14 protein-coding genes and 1 pseudogene are annotated in these 16,337 nt (G+C 44.0%); 7 read left to right on the top strand and 8 right to left on the bottom strand.

Annotation, left to right across the window (positions count from 1 at the left end):
* Positions 1 to 43: 43 nt before the first annotated feature.
* The gene (locus tag ACGCCZ_RS03155; RefSeq protein WP_411655340.1) at positions 44 to 1,435 is read right to left on the bottom strand and encodes a peptide ABC transporter substrate-binding protein; all 1,392 of its coding nucleotides are present in this window, start codon (positions 1,433 to 1,435) and stop codon (positions 44 to 46) included.
* Between the two features lie 403 nt (positions 1,436 to 1,838).
* Between ACGCCZ_RS03155 and ACGCCZ_RS03150 the strand changes: the two genes are divergently transcribed.
* The 6 genes and pseudogenes from ACGCCZ_RS03150 to ACGCCZ_RS03125 all read left to right on the top strand — a co-directional run bounded on the left by ACGCCZ_RS03150 (position 1,839) and on the right by ACGCCZ_RS03125 (position 6,839).
* On the top strand, positions 1,839 to 2,216 hold the full coding sequence (locus ACGCCZ_RS03150; RefSeq protein ID WP_411655276.1) for a hypothetical protein: 378 nt from the start codon (positions 1,839 to 1,841) through the stop codon (positions 2,214 to 2,216).
* Between the two features lie 542 nt (positions 2,217 to 2,758).
* Positions 2,759 to 3,754: a sensor histidine kinase gene (locus tag ACGCCZ_RS03145; protein ID WP_411655275.1), complete on the top strand. Its 996-nt coding sequence runs from the start codon at positions 2,759 to 2,761 to the stop codon at positions 3,752 to 3,754.
* Positions 3,735 to 4,571 (top strand): response regulator, encoded by an 837-nt coding sequence (locus tag ACGCCZ_RS03140; protein ID WP_082402204.1) that lies wholly within the window; start codon positions 3,735 to 3,737, stop codon positions 4,569 to 4,571. The genes ACGCCZ_RS03145 and ACGCCZ_RS03140 overlap by 20 nt, the downstream gene beginning before the upstream one ends.
* A 64-nt stretch (positions 4,572 to 4,635) precedes the next feature.
* Complete coding sequence (locus ACGCCZ_RS03135) at positions 4,636 to 5,541, top strand: helix-turn-helix transcriptional regulator (RefSeq protein WP_054324134.1); 906 nt, start codon at positions 4,636 to 4,638, stop codon at positions 5,539 to 5,541.
* 100 nt (positions 5,542 to 5,641) lie between these two features.
* Entirely contained in the window at positions 5,642 to 6,355 is a 714-nt protein-coding gene (locus tag ACGCCZ_RS03130) for a zinc ribbon domain-containing protein (RefSeq protein WP_054324133.1), read from the top strand.
* A 66-nt stretch (positions 6,356 to 6,421) separates the two neighbouring features.
* Positions 6,422 to 6,839: pseudogene (locus ACGCCZ_RS03125) on the top strand (secondary thiamine-phosphate synthase enzyme YjbQ).
* A 58-nt stretch (positions 6,840 to 6,897) separates the two neighbouring features.
* On the opposite strand, the gene ACGCCZ_RS03120 reads toward ACGCCZ_RS03125, so the two are convergent.
* The 3 genes from ACGCCZ_RS03120 to ACGCCZ_RS03110 all read right to left on the bottom strand — a co-directional run bounded on the left by ACGCCZ_RS03120 (position 6,898) and on the right by ACGCCZ_RS03110 (position 7,960).
* The gene (locus tag ACGCCZ_RS03120) at positions 6,898 to 7,257 is read right to left on the bottom strand and encodes a helix-turn-helix transcriptional regulator (RefSeq protein ID WP_411655274.1); all 360 of its coding nucleotides are present in this window, start codon (positions 7,255 to 7,257) and stop codon (positions 6,898 to 6,900) included.
* Positions 7,257 to 7,616 carry a hypothetical protein gene (locus tag ACGCCZ_RS03115; RefSeq protein WP_411655273.1) on the bottom strand — a complete coding sequence of 120 codons (360 nt, stop codon included), beginning with the start codon at positions 7,614 to 7,616 and terminating at the stop codon, positions 7,257 to 7,259. The genes ACGCCZ_RS03120 and ACGCCZ_RS03115 overlap by 1 nt, the downstream gene beginning before the upstream one ends.
* A gap of 116 nt (positions 7,617 to 7,732) precedes the next feature.
* On the bottom strand, positions 7,733 to 7,960 hold the full coding sequence (locus ACGCCZ_RS03110) for a response regulator (protein ID WP_411655272.1): 228 nt from the start codon (positions 7,958 to 7,960) through the stop codon (positions 7,733 to 7,735).
* Between the two features lie 274 nt (positions 7,961 to 8,234).
* On the opposite strand from ACGCCZ_RS03110, the gene ACGCCZ_RS03105 reads away from it, so the two are divergent.
* Entirely contained in the window at positions 8,235 to 8,831 is a 597-nt protein-coding gene (locus ACGCCZ_RS03105; RefSeq protein WP_054324131.1) for a thymidine kinase, read from the top strand.
* A 113-nt stretch (positions 8,832 to 8,944) separates the two neighbouring features.
* On the opposite strand, the gene ACGCCZ_RS03100 is transcribed toward ACGCCZ_RS03105, so the two are convergent.
* The 4 genes from ACGCCZ_RS03100 to ACGCCZ_RS03085 all read right to left on the bottom strand — a co-directional run bounded on the left by ACGCCZ_RS03100 (position 8,945) and on the right by ACGCCZ_RS03085 (position 16,226).
* A complete protein-coding gene (locus tag ACGCCZ_RS03100; protein WP_054324130.1) occupies positions 8,945 to 10,192 on the bottom strand; it encodes an AI-2E family transporter in 1,248 nt (415 codons plus the stop codon).
* A 147-nt stretch (positions 10,193 to 10,339) separates the two neighbouring features.
* Positions 10,340 to 12,475 carry a hypothetical protein gene (locus ACGCCZ_RS03095; RefSeq protein WP_411655271.1) on the bottom strand — a complete coding sequence of 712 codons (2,136 nt, stop codon included), beginning with the start codon at positions 12,473 to 12,475 and terminating at the stop codon, positions 10,340 to 10,342.
* Positions 12,462 to 14,747, bottom strand: a complete 2,286-nt coding sequence (locus ACGCCZ_RS03090; protein WP_054324127.1) for an efflux RND transporter permease subunit — start codon at positions 14,745 to 14,747, stop codon at positions 12,462 to 12,464. Before ACGCCZ_RS03090 ends, ACGCCZ_RS03095 begins: the two co-directional genes overlap by 14 nt.
* A 207-nt stretch (positions 14,748 to 14,954) precedes the next feature.
* Positions 14,955 to 16,226, bottom strand: a complete 1,272-nt coding sequence (locus tag ACGCCZ_RS03085) for an AraC family transcriptional regulator (RefSeq protein WP_411655270.1) — start codon at positions 16,224 to 16,226, stop codon at positions 14,955 to 14,957.
* Positions 16,227 to 16,337: the final 111 nt, after the last annotated feature.

The following is a 16,337-nucleotide window of genomic DNA, read 5'->3' as shown; positions in this document are numbered from 1 at the left end:
GGATTGCCCTGAGGCAGAAGGCGCTTCTTTCTTTCACGACCGGTTACGAAGTAAAATCTGCATAAATATACTCATATTCCGCATTGATATAATAAGTTTCAAAGTTGATTAATTTAGGATTTTTTAGTAAGGCGCTTTGGCGTATTTGAAGAGGTATCAAGGCGGCGTCTTCTAACAAGATCGTTTCAGCTTGTGCAAGTAGACTCATCCGGCTCTGCGGGTCCATTTGGCGATTAGCCGTTTGAAAACATTCGTCGTACTCTTCACTCGAATAACTGGCACAGTTATAGGAGGAATCCGATGTCCAAAGTTCCAGATAGGTTGCCGGGTCCGCGTATTCAGGAATCCAACCGGAGAGTGACATTTCAAATTTATGAATGGTATCCAAATTCATATGTGTGTTGTAGGGAACAGACAAGATATCAATTTGAATCCCGAGCGTTTCTTCCAACTGCTTTTCAATAATTTGTGCTTCTGTTACGGACCAATAATCGTCTGTAACCAATAATTCCAATTGAATATCCTCTGCTCTTTCAAGATCCAGTTCTTGTAGAGCCGTTTTTAGATAATTTCGTGCCTTTTGTGTATCTCCATTCAATGGAAATGCTTCCAAGGGGTATTCTTCTCCAAAGGTTTTGTGAGCGCCGGGGAGAATAGGGAGAACATAGCGTGCGCTGGCAGTTACATCGTCAGAACCAAGAGAATCAACGTAGTCGTTCCGATTAAGTGCATAGTTGAGAGCTAAACGTAGATTTTTGTTGTTTAAGGGGCAGCTTCCGTCCATATTTAAGCGAATAAAATCATTCGCACCATTAAAGTAGTAATGAATATAAGGGGTCATATCTGGGGATACGTCGGTGGTAGCGACAGGCATAACGTCCAGTTTTTGATCGAGAAACATCTGATAAAGCTTGTTAAAGTCAGTGGAAATAACGATCTCGACTTGATCCAATTGAATCTTATCGGCATCCCAATAATAAGGATTCTTTTCCAAAAGGATAGAATCATTTTGCTTCCACTCCTTTAGGCGGAATGGTCCATTGGAAAGAGAGTATTTGCCTATTTCAGAGCTCTCTTTTTCAGAAGGAATCGGACTGAACGTTGGCAATGCCAAAAGTTGTAGGAAATAAGGGGTGGGATTTTCTAAAATAAATTGTAATGTTGCATCATCAATTGCGCGAACTCCTAAATATTCCTCTGAGAGTTCCTTTTTATGAACCTCTGCCGCGTTTTTGATAGGATATGCCATAAAGGGGCGGGTTGAGTTCTCATCTGCCAACATACGTTGAATTGCATAGACAAAATCCTGTGCGCGTACGGGTGTTCCATCGCAATAAAATGCGTCCCGCAGGTGGAAGGTATATACCAATCCATCTGTGGAGATTTCATAAGATTTTGCAATTCCATAAAGAAGCTGATCTCCGTAAGTGCGCATCAATCCCTCATAAATGTGGTACGCAATGGTTGCTTCAGAAGTGGCGTCCACCTTTTGTGGGTCTAAAGTACTTGGCTCTTGTAATAGCGCATATCGCAAAACTTTGGGATGTGTATTGTCCACAGAAAGGGGTTGTGGAGAGGAACAAGAGGTTAAACCCAAGAGTAAACAGAGAAGTACGGCAAAATAATTCGTTTTTTTCACATATATCACCTGAAATAAATAACACAAATTTGTATATTTTTTAGCATATCATAAACTATTTTTAATAACAAGGCACCTACGAGATATAAAAAAATAAATTCTTAAGAAATTATTGGAAATGATTATTCAGTAGAATTTTGAACTTTACAAACTACGTTAGACTAAAAATAGGGAGGTCCCGTTGAAAAGAGGCACGCACATGAAAGTTTTACGAAGAGAAAATCGAAGGTTTATCTGGACAGCTTGTCTGTGTTTTCTGACCATCGGCGCGATGTTTGTTTTCCATGTCTTGGAACTATCGCGTGGACAAGATGTGCCCCATATCGAAAATAGCACCGTGGACTTGCGCGGAGTCGATTTTAACACAGGGGAACCTATTTTTTTAGATGGCGAATGGGAGTTTTTTTGGCAGAAGCTTTTGGTGACCGATCATTTAGAGGGAGAGGAACCCGATGGTTTGATGTCCGTTCCATCCTATTGGACACAACAAAAACAAGATGGACATTATTTGCCTTCAAAAGGATATGCCAGCTATCGGTTGCGGATGATAAACTGTCCCCCGAAGCAGATGTGTTAGTGGTTGTCCCAAATCTTCCATCGGCTTACCGAGTGTTTTTAAATGGGGAACCGTTTTCTGGAAGCGGAACTGTTTTGAAAAATCTGCGGAATATTGAAGTTTTTCCAAGTTTAAAGGAAGAAACCACTCTTCCTTTGCGCTCTTCTGAATGTGAATTGGTGATCGAGGTATCAAGCCGGGTGTATCCTGGATTGTGTTTGACCCCTATTTTGATTGATCGTTCTACGTATGAACGAAACGCAGAGCGGGACATGATCTTTAGCTCTCTGCTAATGGGAATTGCGATTGTTTTTATTATTTTCTATGCAATGGATCTCATTCTAAAGCCGCGAAGCGGCTACTCTATATCCATCCTTCTTCTGATGCTATTATTTCTAATAAAGAGTTTTTCCAGAGGACCTATCTTTTCCGCGCTGTGTTCGTGGTCTCCTGTGCCGTTTGATTATATGCTGTTTCCTTTTCACATCTTTGGCGCAGCAGCCTGGGTGATTTTGATTTGTGCCGCCCCCAGGGCGTCAACAGCCCGAAAAAGGAGGCGGCGTGTGTTCTGCGTATCTATGTTGGTTCTTACAGATTATTTCATTACGATCAGTGTTGGATTAATTTTCCACATTACCTGGTGGTGGGTGATATTCGATTTACTATTAGCGCCGATCTTTTTCGCTGTAATGGTGGTGCCAATTCTTCAGGAGGACCGCTCCGCCAATCCTTATTTTTTCCCGTATTATATTGGTTGCCTCTGTGTGTATGTGGGAAGTTTCCTGGGAGATATGGCTTTGTCAGGGCTCTTTTTGATCGACGACAGCTTTGCATTTCCCATCGGGTTAGTCTGCTTAACAATCGCGATCAAATATATGGATGGAAAACGTTTGAACGCCATCCAAAATGAGGCATTAAAGGTAGCCGAGATGCGTGTTGAGTTGCAAAAGGCTCAGATCAACCTTGCTTTGCATCAAATACAGCCCCATTTTCTCTATAATGCGCTTCTGGCAATCAAGGTGCTCTGTCGAAAAGAACCGGAAAAGGCAGAAAAGGCGGTTTATGATTTTTCGACCTATTTGCGCGGCAACATGGATTCCATTGAAAGTACCGAACCGATTTTATTTGAAGAGGAATTACAGAATATACGCGCTTATCTAAATATTGAACAAATGCGTTTTGGCGAACGTTTGCACGTTCATTGGGATATTCGATGCAGTAATTTTATGGTGCCGCCGTTGACAGTCCAACCCTTGGTAGAAAATGCAGTGCGGCATGGAATCTGTAAAAAAATAGAGGGGGGAACCGTTTCGCTGATTACCTATCAAAAGGATGGCTTTATCTGGATTGAAATTCTGGACGATGGGGTGGGATTTGAGATGGAACACCTACAATCGCCTTCTTTTGGTGGAATTGGGATTAAGAACCTTCGTTATCGTTTGAAAACCTTATTGAATGCGGAGCTGGACATTCAAAGTGTGGTGAATCAAGGGACAAGGCAGGTCATTCAAATACCAGAACAGGAGGCGCGGCTCTTTGATGAGGACGATGATTGTTGATGATGAACCGTTGGCAGTGGAAGAACTGGCAGATACCTGCGAGCAATTTGAGGATGTACAGATTGTTGGACGTTTTTTGCATGCAGCGGAGGCTTTAGCGTATGCAGAAAGTCATCCAATCGATTTGGCATTTTTGGATATCGAGATGCCGGGGATTCGAGGTCTGGATCTGGCTCATCGGCTGCATGCGATCAACGATCGGATTGCCGTCGTTTTTGTGACGGGTTATAAGCAGTATGCATTAGATGCTTTCAATGAGGATGCTTATGGTTACATCTTGAAACCCTTTGAGCCCAAAGCGGTGAGAAAGGCGATTGACAAAGTGAGCCGAATCGTGAGACCTGTTGAAAAGAAAAAGGCCTTTATTCGCACGTTTGGACGTTTTGGTTTGTTTGTTGATGACAAGCCGGTGGACTTTCGAAGCAGTAAGGCAAAGGAACTTTTTGCTTTTTTGGTGAGCCAGGATGGGGCGCTGGTGGATATGGATTCAATTATAGGGACCCTGTGGGAAGAAGAACAGTACGACAGTAAGGTCAAAGCAAAATATCGGAAAGCGTGTATGTACCTGCGACAGGCATTGGAGAAAGTCGGACTGGGAGAAGCGCTTATATCCGTTCGAGGAAAAATTGGTATCAATTGTGAGCGATTTGACTGCGATTATTTTCGATTGGTAGATGGAGATCTTCAAACCGCAGCATCTTTTGCAGGAGAGTATTTGTTTGAATACTCGTGGGCGGAAGAGATGTTACCGAGTGTGCAGAGAATGGCTGAAACCGTCTTGGCTTCAGGCCAGAAACAGGACTCTTCGTATAAATGATTTAAGCAGAAAAGAGGACAGTCTTGTTCTTTTGCTTTGAAATTCTGCTTGAAAGGAGCAGCGCATGCAGACAAATCGACTCTTTACGATTTTATATCTGTTGATGGAACATAAAAGCATGACGGCGGCCCAATTGGCAGAACGATTTGAAGTTTCTCCAAGAACGATTTATCGTGATATTGATTTATTGTCTGGCGCGGGGATTCCGATCTATGCCAGTAAGGGTAGGGGCGGTGGAATTCGCTTGCTACCCCATTTTGTATTAGAGCGTTCCCTTTTATCCTCTGAAGAGCAGGATGAGATTTTATTTGCCTTACAAAGCCTGCGGGCTGCCAATATGCAAGACACACAGGTTTTAACGCGCCTAAATGGCTTGTTTCAAAAACATGGGACGGACTGGATCGATGTAGATTTTTCAACATGGAATGGGGGACCGGCAGAACGGGAAATTTTTAGCCAGATCAAGACGGGAATCCTGGAGCACCGAGAATTGGAGTTTTGTTATTCAAATAGCTTGGGCGAGACAACACAGCGTTGTGTTGAGCCCTTAAAACTGCATTTTCGAAATAGCAGCTGGTACTTGCAGGCATTTTGTCTGAGCAAAAATAATTTCCGGACATTTAAGATTTCTCGAATGCGTCAAGTTCGCTTAACCGACCGTCGCTTTGTAAGGGAACGAACGGTACTCCCGGAGATTGCTGTTCCTTCTTATGAACCAGGAGCGCAGATTTCTTTGACGCTAAGGTTTTCTCCAGCGATGGCGTTTCGTGTATACGATGAATTTCTGCCGGAACAAATTTGTCGGGATAAAGATGGCTTTTTCTTGGTAAATCTACAGCATCCGGAAGACCCCTGGCTTTGTGGGTATCTGTTATCTTTTGGTGCTCATGTCGAGGTTCTCTCTCCAACAAGACTGCGAGAGCAGATGGCGAATATCGCTCACAAGGTTGCAGAATTGTATCAAAAATAATTGCTGACCGCTTTTTAATATGACATACTCCTGTCCTATTTTGTTGGATATACTGATTCCAACAAAAACGGGGGATTCCCCGAGAAAGAAGGATATTGTCATGAAATATGAGGTTGTGGCCCTACAGGAAAAGATCATCGCTGGAATTGCGACACGGACCAGTAACGCCGATCCGGAAATGAAGCAAAAAATCGGAAATCTTTGGGAGCGTTATTATCAGGAGATTGATACTTCTCTTGCCGAAAAGAAGAATCAAACGGTCTATGGTCTATATACCCATTACGAAAATGGTGTAAGTGGATCTTATGAAGCTTGGGTGGGCAAACAAGTCCAAGACGGCGACTCAATGCAGGAGGGAACTCGATATGTGACCATTCCTGCCGGGCAGTATGCAAAGTTTTCTTTTCATGGGTGTGCAGAAAAAGATGTAGAACGCTTTTGGCAAGAGATTTGGAAGGAAGGACTCCCGCGTAAATTTACGTGTGATTTTGAGGAATACGCTTTTGTGGAGGGAAGCGATTGCCACGAAGCGGATATTGCTATTTATGTAGCGTTGGCTGATTTTTGTCAAAGCTGTGGGATGCCAATGACAGAGGATAGCCACCGAGGGACAAATGCGGATGGAAGCAAAAGCAAAGAGTATTGTTGCTACTGTTATGCAAACGGCGCTTTCGTTGCAGATTGTACAATGGAGCAAATGATTGATTTTTGCTTGGATATAGAAAAGGATGCAGGGAGGTATCAAGATCGTGCGGAAGCCAAAAGAGCGATGATGGCGTATTTTCCTCTGTTGAAGCGGTGGAGCCAGAGGTGACAGGGGGATTGCCTTTTCCACGGTGAGTATGATAAGATGGAAAAAACGTGAAAAGAGGCATGAACAATGAAATCTTATCGGAAAGAGCTGTGGTTCCATGTCCCGAGGCGCAGAGGGCTGGTAAATATCACGCCACAAGTGGAGGAAGCGCTACGCGAGAGTGGAATTCAAGAGGGTTTGATTCTTGTGAAACGCAATGAACATTACAGCAAGCGTTTTTATCAATGACGATGAAGCGGGGCTCCACCACGATTATGAGGTTTGGTTGGAAAAGCTTGCTCCAGAGAAGCCGTATGACCAATATCAACACAACGGTTTTGAGGACAATGCGGATGCCCATTTAAAGAGAACCGTTATGGGACGCGAGGTGGTGGTAGCTGTTACAAATGGCCGCTTGGATTTTGGAACGTGGGAGCAAATTTTCTATTTTGAGTTTGATGGAAAGCGCGATAAACATGCTTTGATTAAAATCATTGGAGAATGAATTTGAGAAAAAGGAGGACCGCCCAAAGATTTCTTTGGGGCGGTCCTCCTTTTTGAACTTATCTGCGTTTTACATGGCGAACTTCATTGGGAGATTCACCAAAGTGCTTCTTAAAGCAGAAGCTGAAATAATGGGGATCGGTATAGCCGACCGCATGTGCGATTTCCAAGATCTTTTTATTGCTGGATAAGAGAAGTTCTTTCGCATGCTCCATTCGAATTTGATTCAGCACATTGGTGAAAGAATCCCCCATAGCTTTTTTAAAAATACTGCTAAAGTAATTGGAACTGATATGTAAGTGCTCGCTGACTGTTTTTAAGGATAAATCCGGATCTGCATAGTGCTTCTTCAGATAGTTATATCCGCGGGAGGAGAGAGAGGCATCGTTATCACAGAGCTGATAGGCGACATAATCCATCACATTGTGGCAGAGCCGCCGGAGCCACGCCTGAATTTCTTGGGCGATTCTTCACTGAAGATCTGCATAATTAGAGTCAAATTGCGTTCAACATTTAGATCAAACTCTGGAATTAATTTTTTAGCCGTGCGCGCAATGATAAAGTACAGCTGAATCACCTGCATTTGACATTCTGATAAAGAGACGCCCGGCGCAGACATATTTAAAAAGATCTCATCAATAAAGGCAGAGGCTGCTGCTTTATCGCCCGAACGAATGATGGAGTAAAGCGCTTCATCGCGCTGTCCGTTAAAGAGGGAGTTGAGAATCTCCCGACGGCTTAAAGGGCGTGCATCCAGCGATTCTCGGACCTTGCGCATGGTTTCTTCCAGTTCTCCTGCTTGGACAGGTTTTAATAAATAGCGTTCTACATGGTAAGTAATGGCCTCTTGTGCATAACGAAAGTCGTGTTCGGCGGTTAAAATGATAAGCTTTGTCAGTGGATTTCCTTCTCGAAGCGCTTTTGCCGAGAGAGGCCGTCCAAAGAAGGGAGGTGTATGTCTGTGATGAGTACATCCGGTTTTAAGATTGCTGCCGCTTCGCGCGCTTCTTGCCCATCGGTAATACTGCTGATGATTTCAAAACCAAGATCTTTCCAAGGGAGGAGCTGTTGAAGTGTTTTACTGAAATTGCGGTCAGCGTCTACGATCATGAGAGAATACATGCTGGTTTCCTCCTTGATGTGATGAATAAGATAGAAAATAGAGGATTTTTTGATAAATATTGTGTATAAAATACATTATATCACTTTATTAAAATCAGTCAATTATAAAACAAAAAGTATCAAAGGAATGTAGGTTATTGCAAATATAGCCTCTATAATGCGACTCTCGAATCGATTCGGCAATCACTGTTCCCATAAAGGAGCGGATGACTGCTTGCTTTTGCCCTTAAACGCGCTATAATAAACAAGAGATGAAATGGGGAGAGGATGACGATTGCCAAAGTTATATTTCAAGTATGGAGCGATGAATAGTTCGAAGTCCGCCAATGCCCTAATGGTAAAATTCAATTATGAAGAACAAGGGTACCGTGTCGCGTTATTGAAGCCCAGCTTAGACGACCGCGATGGGGTAGATATTGTTAAATCACGCATAGGACTGGAACAAAAGTGTTATGTGATTGATCGGACGGTCAACCTGTTGGAGTGGTATAGAGCGCATCGTGATTATCAAGTAATGATTGTGGATGAGGCACAGTTTCTCACGCCAGAGCAGGTTGAACAGCTGAAGGATCTTGCCGTGGATGCTATTCCTGTGTTGTGCTTTGGATTAAAGACCGATTTCCAGACAAAAATGTTTCCAGCGAGTAAACGCTTATTTGAACTAGCGGATTCTCTTTCTGAGATCAAATCAGTGTGCCGCTGTGGCAGAAAGGCTGAAGTGAATGCCCGTATCCACAATGGAAAAATTGTCAAGGAAGGGGAACAGATTTTTATTGGCGGAAATGAGAGCTATATCGGCATGTGTTATAAGTGTTGGAGAGATAACCAGCTGTCTGTACTTATGGATTCGCAAAATTCATCTAGCTTGTAAAAGAGAAACCCCGCAGAATCCACTGGGATTCTTGCGGGGTTTTTGTTCACACAAATACGGAAATCCTTCAAAACGCAATAGAGTCAGTAGGATTTCAAACAAAACAGCAAACATTATCGATCCTGAGGACATTCCTCATCTGTTTCAAGAGAAGTTGTTTTTGGGGTATGGTCAGAGCGCTTTTCCAGAGAACCACGAAATTGCATCTGTTCCTTTGTAAAACCCTTTTTATACAGACGTCTGCGGACCGATTCGCGCAGAAGCGTGTACAGGACGGAAAAGGTCGGAATTCCTAAAAGGATACCGACGATCCCAAACAAATTGCCACATAGAATAATTGAAAGCAGAACCCAGATGGGCGGCAGGCCAATCGAAGTACCTACCACGCGGGGATAAATCAAATTGCCCTCGATCTGTTGAAGAATCAGGAAAAAGACAATATAGGTAACAGTGTACCAGGGATTCACCAACAGGAGAATAAAACCAGCAGTAAACATGGAAATATAAGGACCAATGATGGGGATTAAGCTGCACAGAGCAACGATTGAACTAATCAATATGGCATAGGGGAGACGTAGAATGCTCAAACCAATATACACCAGGAAAAACCAAATGCAGGCCTCTGTAAGCTGTCCTCGCACAAAATTGGAAAAAATACGATTGGCCATACTGGATATTTCGATGGTACGCCTGGCGGCGCGGTTGGGAAGGAAAGCATATAAAAGTCGTTTTAAGTGTGTCGTAAGCTTTTCCTTGCCAAACAGCATATACATACAGAATATGAAACTCATTGCCATAGTGAAAATGCCATTCGCTACACTGGCCGTAATATTGAAGATCGACCCCATAAAGTTCGAGGTGACCTCTGTTGCCTTGGATAAAAGGGAGGCCCAGTCGATGGAGATGGAATTAATCTGTTCCTGTGTAACATTGTACTTTTGCAGCAGGCGAATAATCTCGTTGGAAAGGCGATTGATATATGTCGGAGCATTTTTCACGAGGACTTCCAGAGATGATACGAGCTCCGGAACCACAAATAGGATAATTGCCCCGAGAATGACGATTAATGTTAAAAAAGAGAGCACGACACATACTGCGCGGCGGCATTTGTTCCACAGTTTCAGATCTTTTTTGTTTAAAAATAGAAAGACCTTTTCTTCGTAGAACTTTAGAATAACATTGACCACAAAGGCAATTGCAATACCAATAAAAAATGGGGATGCAAGCGAAAAGATCGAGAGGATAAAGCCAAAAAGCTTGTCCAAATGGAACAGCGCGAAGATCAATAAAACGGTATAGGTAACGACCAAAATGACTCGCTTGGTCAATTTAGAATCTTCTACGAGCTGTTTGAAATTCATATCGTTCACTCCTCAAGCCCATTATAATACGCGCCGCGAGCGAAGTAAAGAAAAGACCGTTTTGTTTTATCTATCATTTGACCGAACAAACGCCGGATGCCATAGGATGCCCATGGTATCCGGCGTTATACACTTGTTCTAATAAATTTATTGGAACAAGGAGCATATGGATTGCCACAATTGCTTAAAAATGTTTACCACGCGGTCCCAAAAGTTGGTGGGCTGCTCATCTGGATCGAGGTCTTCGATGGATTCTTCTGTATCATCGACGGAGATCTCTTCCGTCCGCAAAATCACTTGGATGCTCGAGGGCGTGGGATTTTTACGGGAGGTGAAGGAGATCATTTCTTCTTCTGCATCCAAATTTAGGAATTTGCTGTCATCTTCGTACTGACCTAACTGATCATCCACAGCTTCCTTGATTGAACCATTTGCATTACGAAGGTCGGTGGTGCTGTCCGAGGCATTCAATGCTTGGGAAAGTGCGCCGATTAATCCATCCAAAGTCTGTTGCGTTCCAGAATTCAAATGTTCTCCACTTTCTTTCATCAAGGTTTTCAGATCCTGTAGGAACGCAGAGGTGCTGGTCAGTGTTGAACTGAGCTGTGCCGTCAGTTCGGAACAGTCCGATAGAAGAGAGCGCGTTCCTTCCTTGTATTGATTGAGCGTCTCATTTAAAGTCGCAACCGTAGAAAGAAAAGAGGAGCAAGTATCAATGGCTGCTTTTAATGAAGTGCCAGAACGGTTGAGTTCACCGATGACATCGGCAGCAGAATCCAAGTCAGATAGCCCTTTTAAGTCCTCCAAAAGATCATCTATAGAACGGCCGAGTCCATCTAAAGAACCAATTGTGTTACGGATATTTTCAAAAAGATCGCTCAGCTTCTTACGGGTTTGATCTAGCTTTGCGATATTTTGTCCCAATTGGTCGCGATACTTTTTCAGCGGAGCCAAAAGCGTATCGGAAACTCCTTGTTGCGTGAGATCTTCGATTACCTGATTCAGTTGATCGTAAGCGCCTTGAAGGCTGGCTTGAAGCTTTCCAAGGGGGTCCTCCTGTTGATCGATGGCATCCTGTAAGTCATTCAGATCATCTTCAAATGGGAGAACCGAACCCGTTACATCTTCAATGGCATCCTGGAGGTTAGAAAGGTGCTTACGGCTGATGGTAGCGTTGTTCAATGCCTCCTGTAAGTCTTCCATGCGGTTTTGTAACTGGGAGAGTGATTGGTATAGACTGTCTAGGTCGGTGCGAAGGAAGTCCGTGGTTTTTATCATGGAATTGATGTCTGCATTGACATCGTTGACCAGCTGTTCCCCGTTTTGTAAATGGGGGACTAACGCTACGATTTTTTGAGAGAGTGCGTCCAAATTGTTTAAAGAGGCGTCCGCTTCCTCATATAGATCCCCTTTGGCGGACTGGATGGATGCACGGGCCTGTTGAAGCGATTGCAAACCCTCCTGTGTCATTTTTAAGCTGCCAGACATATCATCCAGGACTTCCAATATGCGATCCAGGCTGGTATAGATGGAATCGGCCGAATCGCCGATGGTGTCTTTGGCTTCCTTTAATGTCTTAATCTCCTTCATTTGCTCTAGGGTTCCGGGAATCATCAACATGACTATGCCGGGGGTTTCAAAACAATCTGTACCAATACGAATGGTAAAAGTGGTATGCTCACCGGGAAGCGCTGCGAACAGGATAGCCTTATACGTACCAATGGATTGGGTTTGCGAACCCGGCGCCTCTATACTGAGAACATCTTCGACGTTGACCATCGTAGCAGCTTGCAGGAGCATGTTATTTTGATAGTAAGCTTCCGCACTGCCGTTAGGGATACACTCAATGCTAATTTCAACGAGTCCGGATGCGCCAGCCAGCTTGGGTGCTTCCGTGGGGACGCCATTGAGCTTATACGAGACTTTGAACGTCCACGGAAGGACGATGCTGTTCTGCTTCGGCGTACATTCATAGAAGAAGTGTTCCTTTGTGTCTGGAGACAACTTCCAAACAACGCCGTCATCTGTCAATTCCGGTTGATCATACCCCGACATGTTCGTAACCTTTGTATAAGAACCATAGTCGGTGAATTCCCGATTGCCATTGAGACTACATCCTTTGACAACACTCGTTCCAGTGATAGCACCATAGTAGTCCATGTTGACATAGACAGCTTCGTCCGTTGTGACCGGTATATTGGCCGCATGTGCAGGAACCGTTGCAATGGGAAGTAGCATGGACAAACTCAAAATATAGGCGAGAAAACGGTTACTTTTCTTCATGATGGGAATCCTCCTTCCAAGCTTCGTTCGCGTGTTCAAGCGATTTTTGCGATTTCTTTTGTTTGCGTTTTTCTAGCCAAGCTTTTCGTTTATGAAAACGCATCGCTTTCCGAATGGCACGTCGGCGCATCCGGCGTTTCGATTCCAACGTAAGCTGTACTTTTCGCATTTTTGCTGCTCGTAGTTTTTCGTATTGTGCGCGGCGATACATTTGATTAAATACAAGTTGATCGCTTAATACCAACAAAACCGGGAGAAGGAATAGCACTAACGTTAGGCTCAAAAGGGCGCCTCGTCCAACGAGATGTCCCATATCGGCAATAGCGGATACAGTTGAAATATAGTACAAACCATATCCTACAATCGTCAGAATAGAGCCCGAGGTGAGGATGGACAATGCACTTTGTGCAATTGCATGAATCGCCGCCTCTTTTTTGGGGAGATTCGTACGCGCATCCAAGTAGTTGTTGGTCATCAGAATGGAGTAGTCCACCGTTGCACCCAGCTGCAAGCAACTTACGATAATATAACCCATATAAATCATGGTATCGCCGGTCAAATACGGCATAGCCATATTGAAAAAAATGGCCACTTCAATGGGAATCATCACGACAATTGGAATAATCGCAGAATGGAACGTAAAAAGAATCACAATGGCGACGCCTAACAAGGAAAGAACGTTGACAAAATTGTAGTCATTCGTGATGATGGATTGGATATCCTGCGTGGAAGGCGTCATACCAACCAGGTAGGAATCTTCTGGATAATAGGATTCAACAATGGATCGAACTTCATCAGTACACTGGTAGGCATATGTACTTTCGTCCTTCGTCTTTAGGTAGATCAGCATACGGCTGTAGTGATCCGTATGGAGCTGACTGGTGAGGGACTCAGGGAGAAAATCCTCGGGAACTCCTTCGGGCAAGGTGCCGGCCAACGATGTGACGGATTTGACATATTTTAAATCCTGTAATTCTTGGGTGAGGGCACGTTCCGTCACATTATTGGTGTTGGGAATCAATGCGAGTACAAGATTGCTGCGCCCAAAGCGTGTGTTGATTGCTTGTTCGTCTTCATAAACTTTTGTCCCAGGGCTGGAACCCAACGCACCATTTCCATAGCGGAATTGGTTCATATTTTGGGCTGTGAATGCTGGAACAACAAGTAGAGCGACTAGAATCAAGACTCCATAGCGAACCTTAAAGACGACTTTGCCAAGCCCTTCAAAAGAGGGCATAAAAGAACGATGTGCGGTTCGTTCGATTTTGTCGCCCCAGCGGAGCAACAGGGCTGGCATCAGCAATAAAACAGTCAACAGGCTGATGACAATCCCTTTTGCAAGTACCAGCCCCATATCGAACCCGATTTTAAACCGCATTAGCATCAGGACAAGGAATCCTACAATTGTGGTTGCTCCGCTGGACAGAATGGACGTTACAGAACTTCTCACCGCATTTGCAACTGCTTGCACCGGTTCAATCCCCGCATGCCGCTCTCTTGTGAAGGAGTGCAGCAGAAAGACCGAGTAATCCATAGCAATGGCCAACTGTAAAATAGCGGCTGTACTGAATGTAAGAAAGGAGATTTCGCCTAAAAAGATATTGGTCCCCATATTGATGATGATGGCAACCCCCATAATGAACAGGAAGAGGAACGGCTCAAACCAGGATGTTGTGGTCAAACAGAGAATGACTGCGATCATGATGACGCCCATTACCATAGCAATCGCAATTTCCCGTGTCAAAGTCTCATCCAGGGATTTGTTTTGTACAGCCGACCCCATCAAGTATCCTTTGTCGCCAGTGATGTCCTCAATCTCTTGGATGGCATCATGCGTTTTGGGGTCGGAATCCCCCTCGTCAAAAATGATGTCCATGACAGCATAACCGTCTTTGTAGTAGTCTTCGATATTGTCATAATTGACGAATAGGTTGGACTGATAGACATCGGTTGCCGTATCGGCCCAAGAAACCATGTTAACGCCGTCGATGTCAGCAATACGGTCTTTATACAGTTTTGCTTCATAGAGTGAAACCTCTCCAACCATCACGCGCGCGGTACCAGGATAACCGAATTCCTCTTCCATGACATTAAGGCCGGCCTTTGACGGCGCATCGTCGGGGAGATATTTGCTTAGGTCATAATTAACCTTGACAAAGCAGAAAGCGATGGCACTGAGGATCACGGCAATCGCAAAAATACGTTCAATCCAGTTGCGCTTGTTGATGATGAAGTCGATTAGATTATGGGAAGTGTGCTTTTTCTTTTCCAATTCCGATCGCCTCCAATGAAAAAGTACTAGGAATGTTTTAGGATGGTTCTGCCTTCATAGGAAAAGAACGTTAACCTGTATTCCGTTGGGCAATGCCAATGATACTGGATAAAAATCAGACTTGTATATAATAAAAATACATAATATATAAAATATTCCATCTGAAATTCAAAAGAAAGTTTGAAGCAAACATACAAATTGGGAAGGTTAGCCGAGGCGGTTTGCTTTGGACAACCGCTGGCCGCGCTTGCGATACTGCTGCGGAGTCATACCTGTATAGCGCTTAAAGATCTGGATGAAATAGCTTTGGGATACAAAGTGCAAAAAATTGCTGATCTCCAAAAAGCTCTGATCAGACAACAGAAGCAGATTTTGTGCTTCACGTACGCGTGCCTGTTGGATATAGGAGGTTATCGTAGAACCTGTTTCCTGTTTAAAGAGGTGGGAAAGGTATCGAGGACTCAGCTGAACCTGTTCGGCAAGAATCGATAGGGAGAGATCTTCATGTAGGTGATCTGTGATATGTTGAATGCACTGTGTAACCGGTTCGGAATAAGTATTCTGCTTTTGTAGATTGGCCACTCGTTCGGTCAGATCAAATACTAAGCGTGCACACAACATGTAAACGTCTTTGACCTCCGTACAAGATTCCACTTGTTGTACATAGACATCGCTGAGGCGACAGGCGGATTCTGCACTCATCCCGCCGGCGATTGCAGCGCGAGCGATAACAGCGGCAATGGCGATGCAGGTATCCTTGCTTTGCCGCAGTGGATTGGAGGAAAGTGTTCCGGCGGTCCCCGAAATGTAAGAGTCCAACAATCGCTTCAATTCGGCGGTATTCCCAGTCTTAACACATTCTGTGAACATCTGCTCATGTTCAAAAGAGACCGGCATATTCGTCAGCTCTTTCTGGGAAAAATAACTGGATTCCAGCGCGCGGTCGATGGCTTCTTGCGGAAGTTGTTCTTGTTGAGCAATGAAAAAATCGGAGAGGCCGATTCCCTCTCCGAGTATCGTTAGATGCAACATCTGCGTGTACCGAATAAACTGTACGGTATTGTGAATGGGCAGTTGCTTTGCCGCATTGTAGAGCCGGTGTGTGTCCTGACAGGTATACAGTGGGGCAACACTGCTGATCTTACTCTGGGAGATTTCTCCCAAAAGCGCTGGCCCTAAAATGAGATAATAAGGGCGGTTGTCCCGGAAAAAAGAAATACAAGCATACGATAAAATGGAATGATACGTTTGTAGGACGGGGCACTGCTTGGCATGGGCAATCAAATTTTCTGCGATGGATTGGGAAAGGCCAATTCCTTGAAATTCCGGTAAAGAAGGACAGAAGAAGCGCGAGGAACCGCACTCGTCGAGAATAAGAATGGGGATTTGCGATACTTCATAAAGTAATTTGCAGAATTCGCAGATTCGCTCCCAGTCATTATGAAATTTCATGTCGATCTCCATTTCCCGCTTTTTCAAAAGCGTCAAGAAAAGTTCAAAAACTGGTAACATATTTTGTGCTGCAAAAGTCTATAGTGAATATACTATATAGAATATATTATATATAAATGAAAACTATTTGAACAAATT

The organism is Anaeromassilibacillus sp. SJQ-1, from assembly GCF_046693725.1.
Classification (GTDB): domain Bacteria; phylum Bacillota; class Clostridia; order Oscillospirales; family Acutalibacteraceae; genus Anaeromassilibacillus.
The sequence above is the reverse complement of the archived record's forward strand: the minus strand, read 5'-3'. Positions and strand labels throughout refer to the sequence as shown.

What these genes read in the sequence shown, in the direction of transcription:
- ACGCCZ_RS03155 (WP_411655340.1), bottom strand. Translation starts at nt 1,435, where the DNA reads ATGCGCACTTACGGAGATCAGCTTCTTTATGGAATTGCAAAATCTTAT.
- ACGCCZ_RS03100 (WP_054324130.1), bottom strand. Translation starts at nt 10,192, where the DNA reads ATGAATTTCAAACAGCTCGTAGAAGATTCTAAATTGACCAAGCGAGTC.
- ACGCCZ_RS03095 (WP_411655271.1), bottom strand. Translation starts at nt 12,475, where the DNA reads ATGAAGAAAAGTAACCGTTTTCTCGCCTATATTTTGAGTTTGTCCATG.
- ACGCCZ_RS03120 (WP_411655274.1), bottom strand. Translation starts at nt 7,257, where the DNA reads ATGGATTATGTCGCCTATCAGCTCTGTGATAACGATGCCTCTCTCTCC.
- ACGCCZ_RS03130 (WP_054324133.1), top strand. Translation starts at nt 5,642, where the DNA reads ATGAAATATGAGGTTGTGGCCCTACAGGAAAAGATCATCGCTGGAATT.
- ACGCCZ_RS03115 (WP_411655273.1), bottom strand. Translation starts at nt 7,616, where the DNA reads ATGCGCAAGGTCCGAGAATCGCTGGATGCACGCCCTTTAAGCCGTCGG.
- ACGCCZ_RS03110 (WP_411655272.1), bottom strand. Translation starts at nt 7,960, where the DNA reads ATGTATTCTCTCATGATCGTAGACGCTGACCGCAATTTCAGTAAAACA.
- ACGCCZ_RS03150 (WP_411655276.1), top strand. Translation starts at nt 1,839, where the DNA reads ATGAAAGTTTTACGAAGAGAAAATCGAAGGTTTATCTGGACAGCTTGT.
- ACGCCZ_RS03135 (WP_054324134.1), top strand. Translation starts at nt 4,636, where the DNA reads ATGCAGACAAATCGACTCTTTACGATTTTATATCTGTTGATGGAACAT.
- ACGCCZ_RS03140 (WP_082402204.1), top strand. Translation starts at nt 3,735, where the DNA reads ATGAGGACGATGATTGTTGATGATGAACCGTTGGCAGTGGAAGAACTG.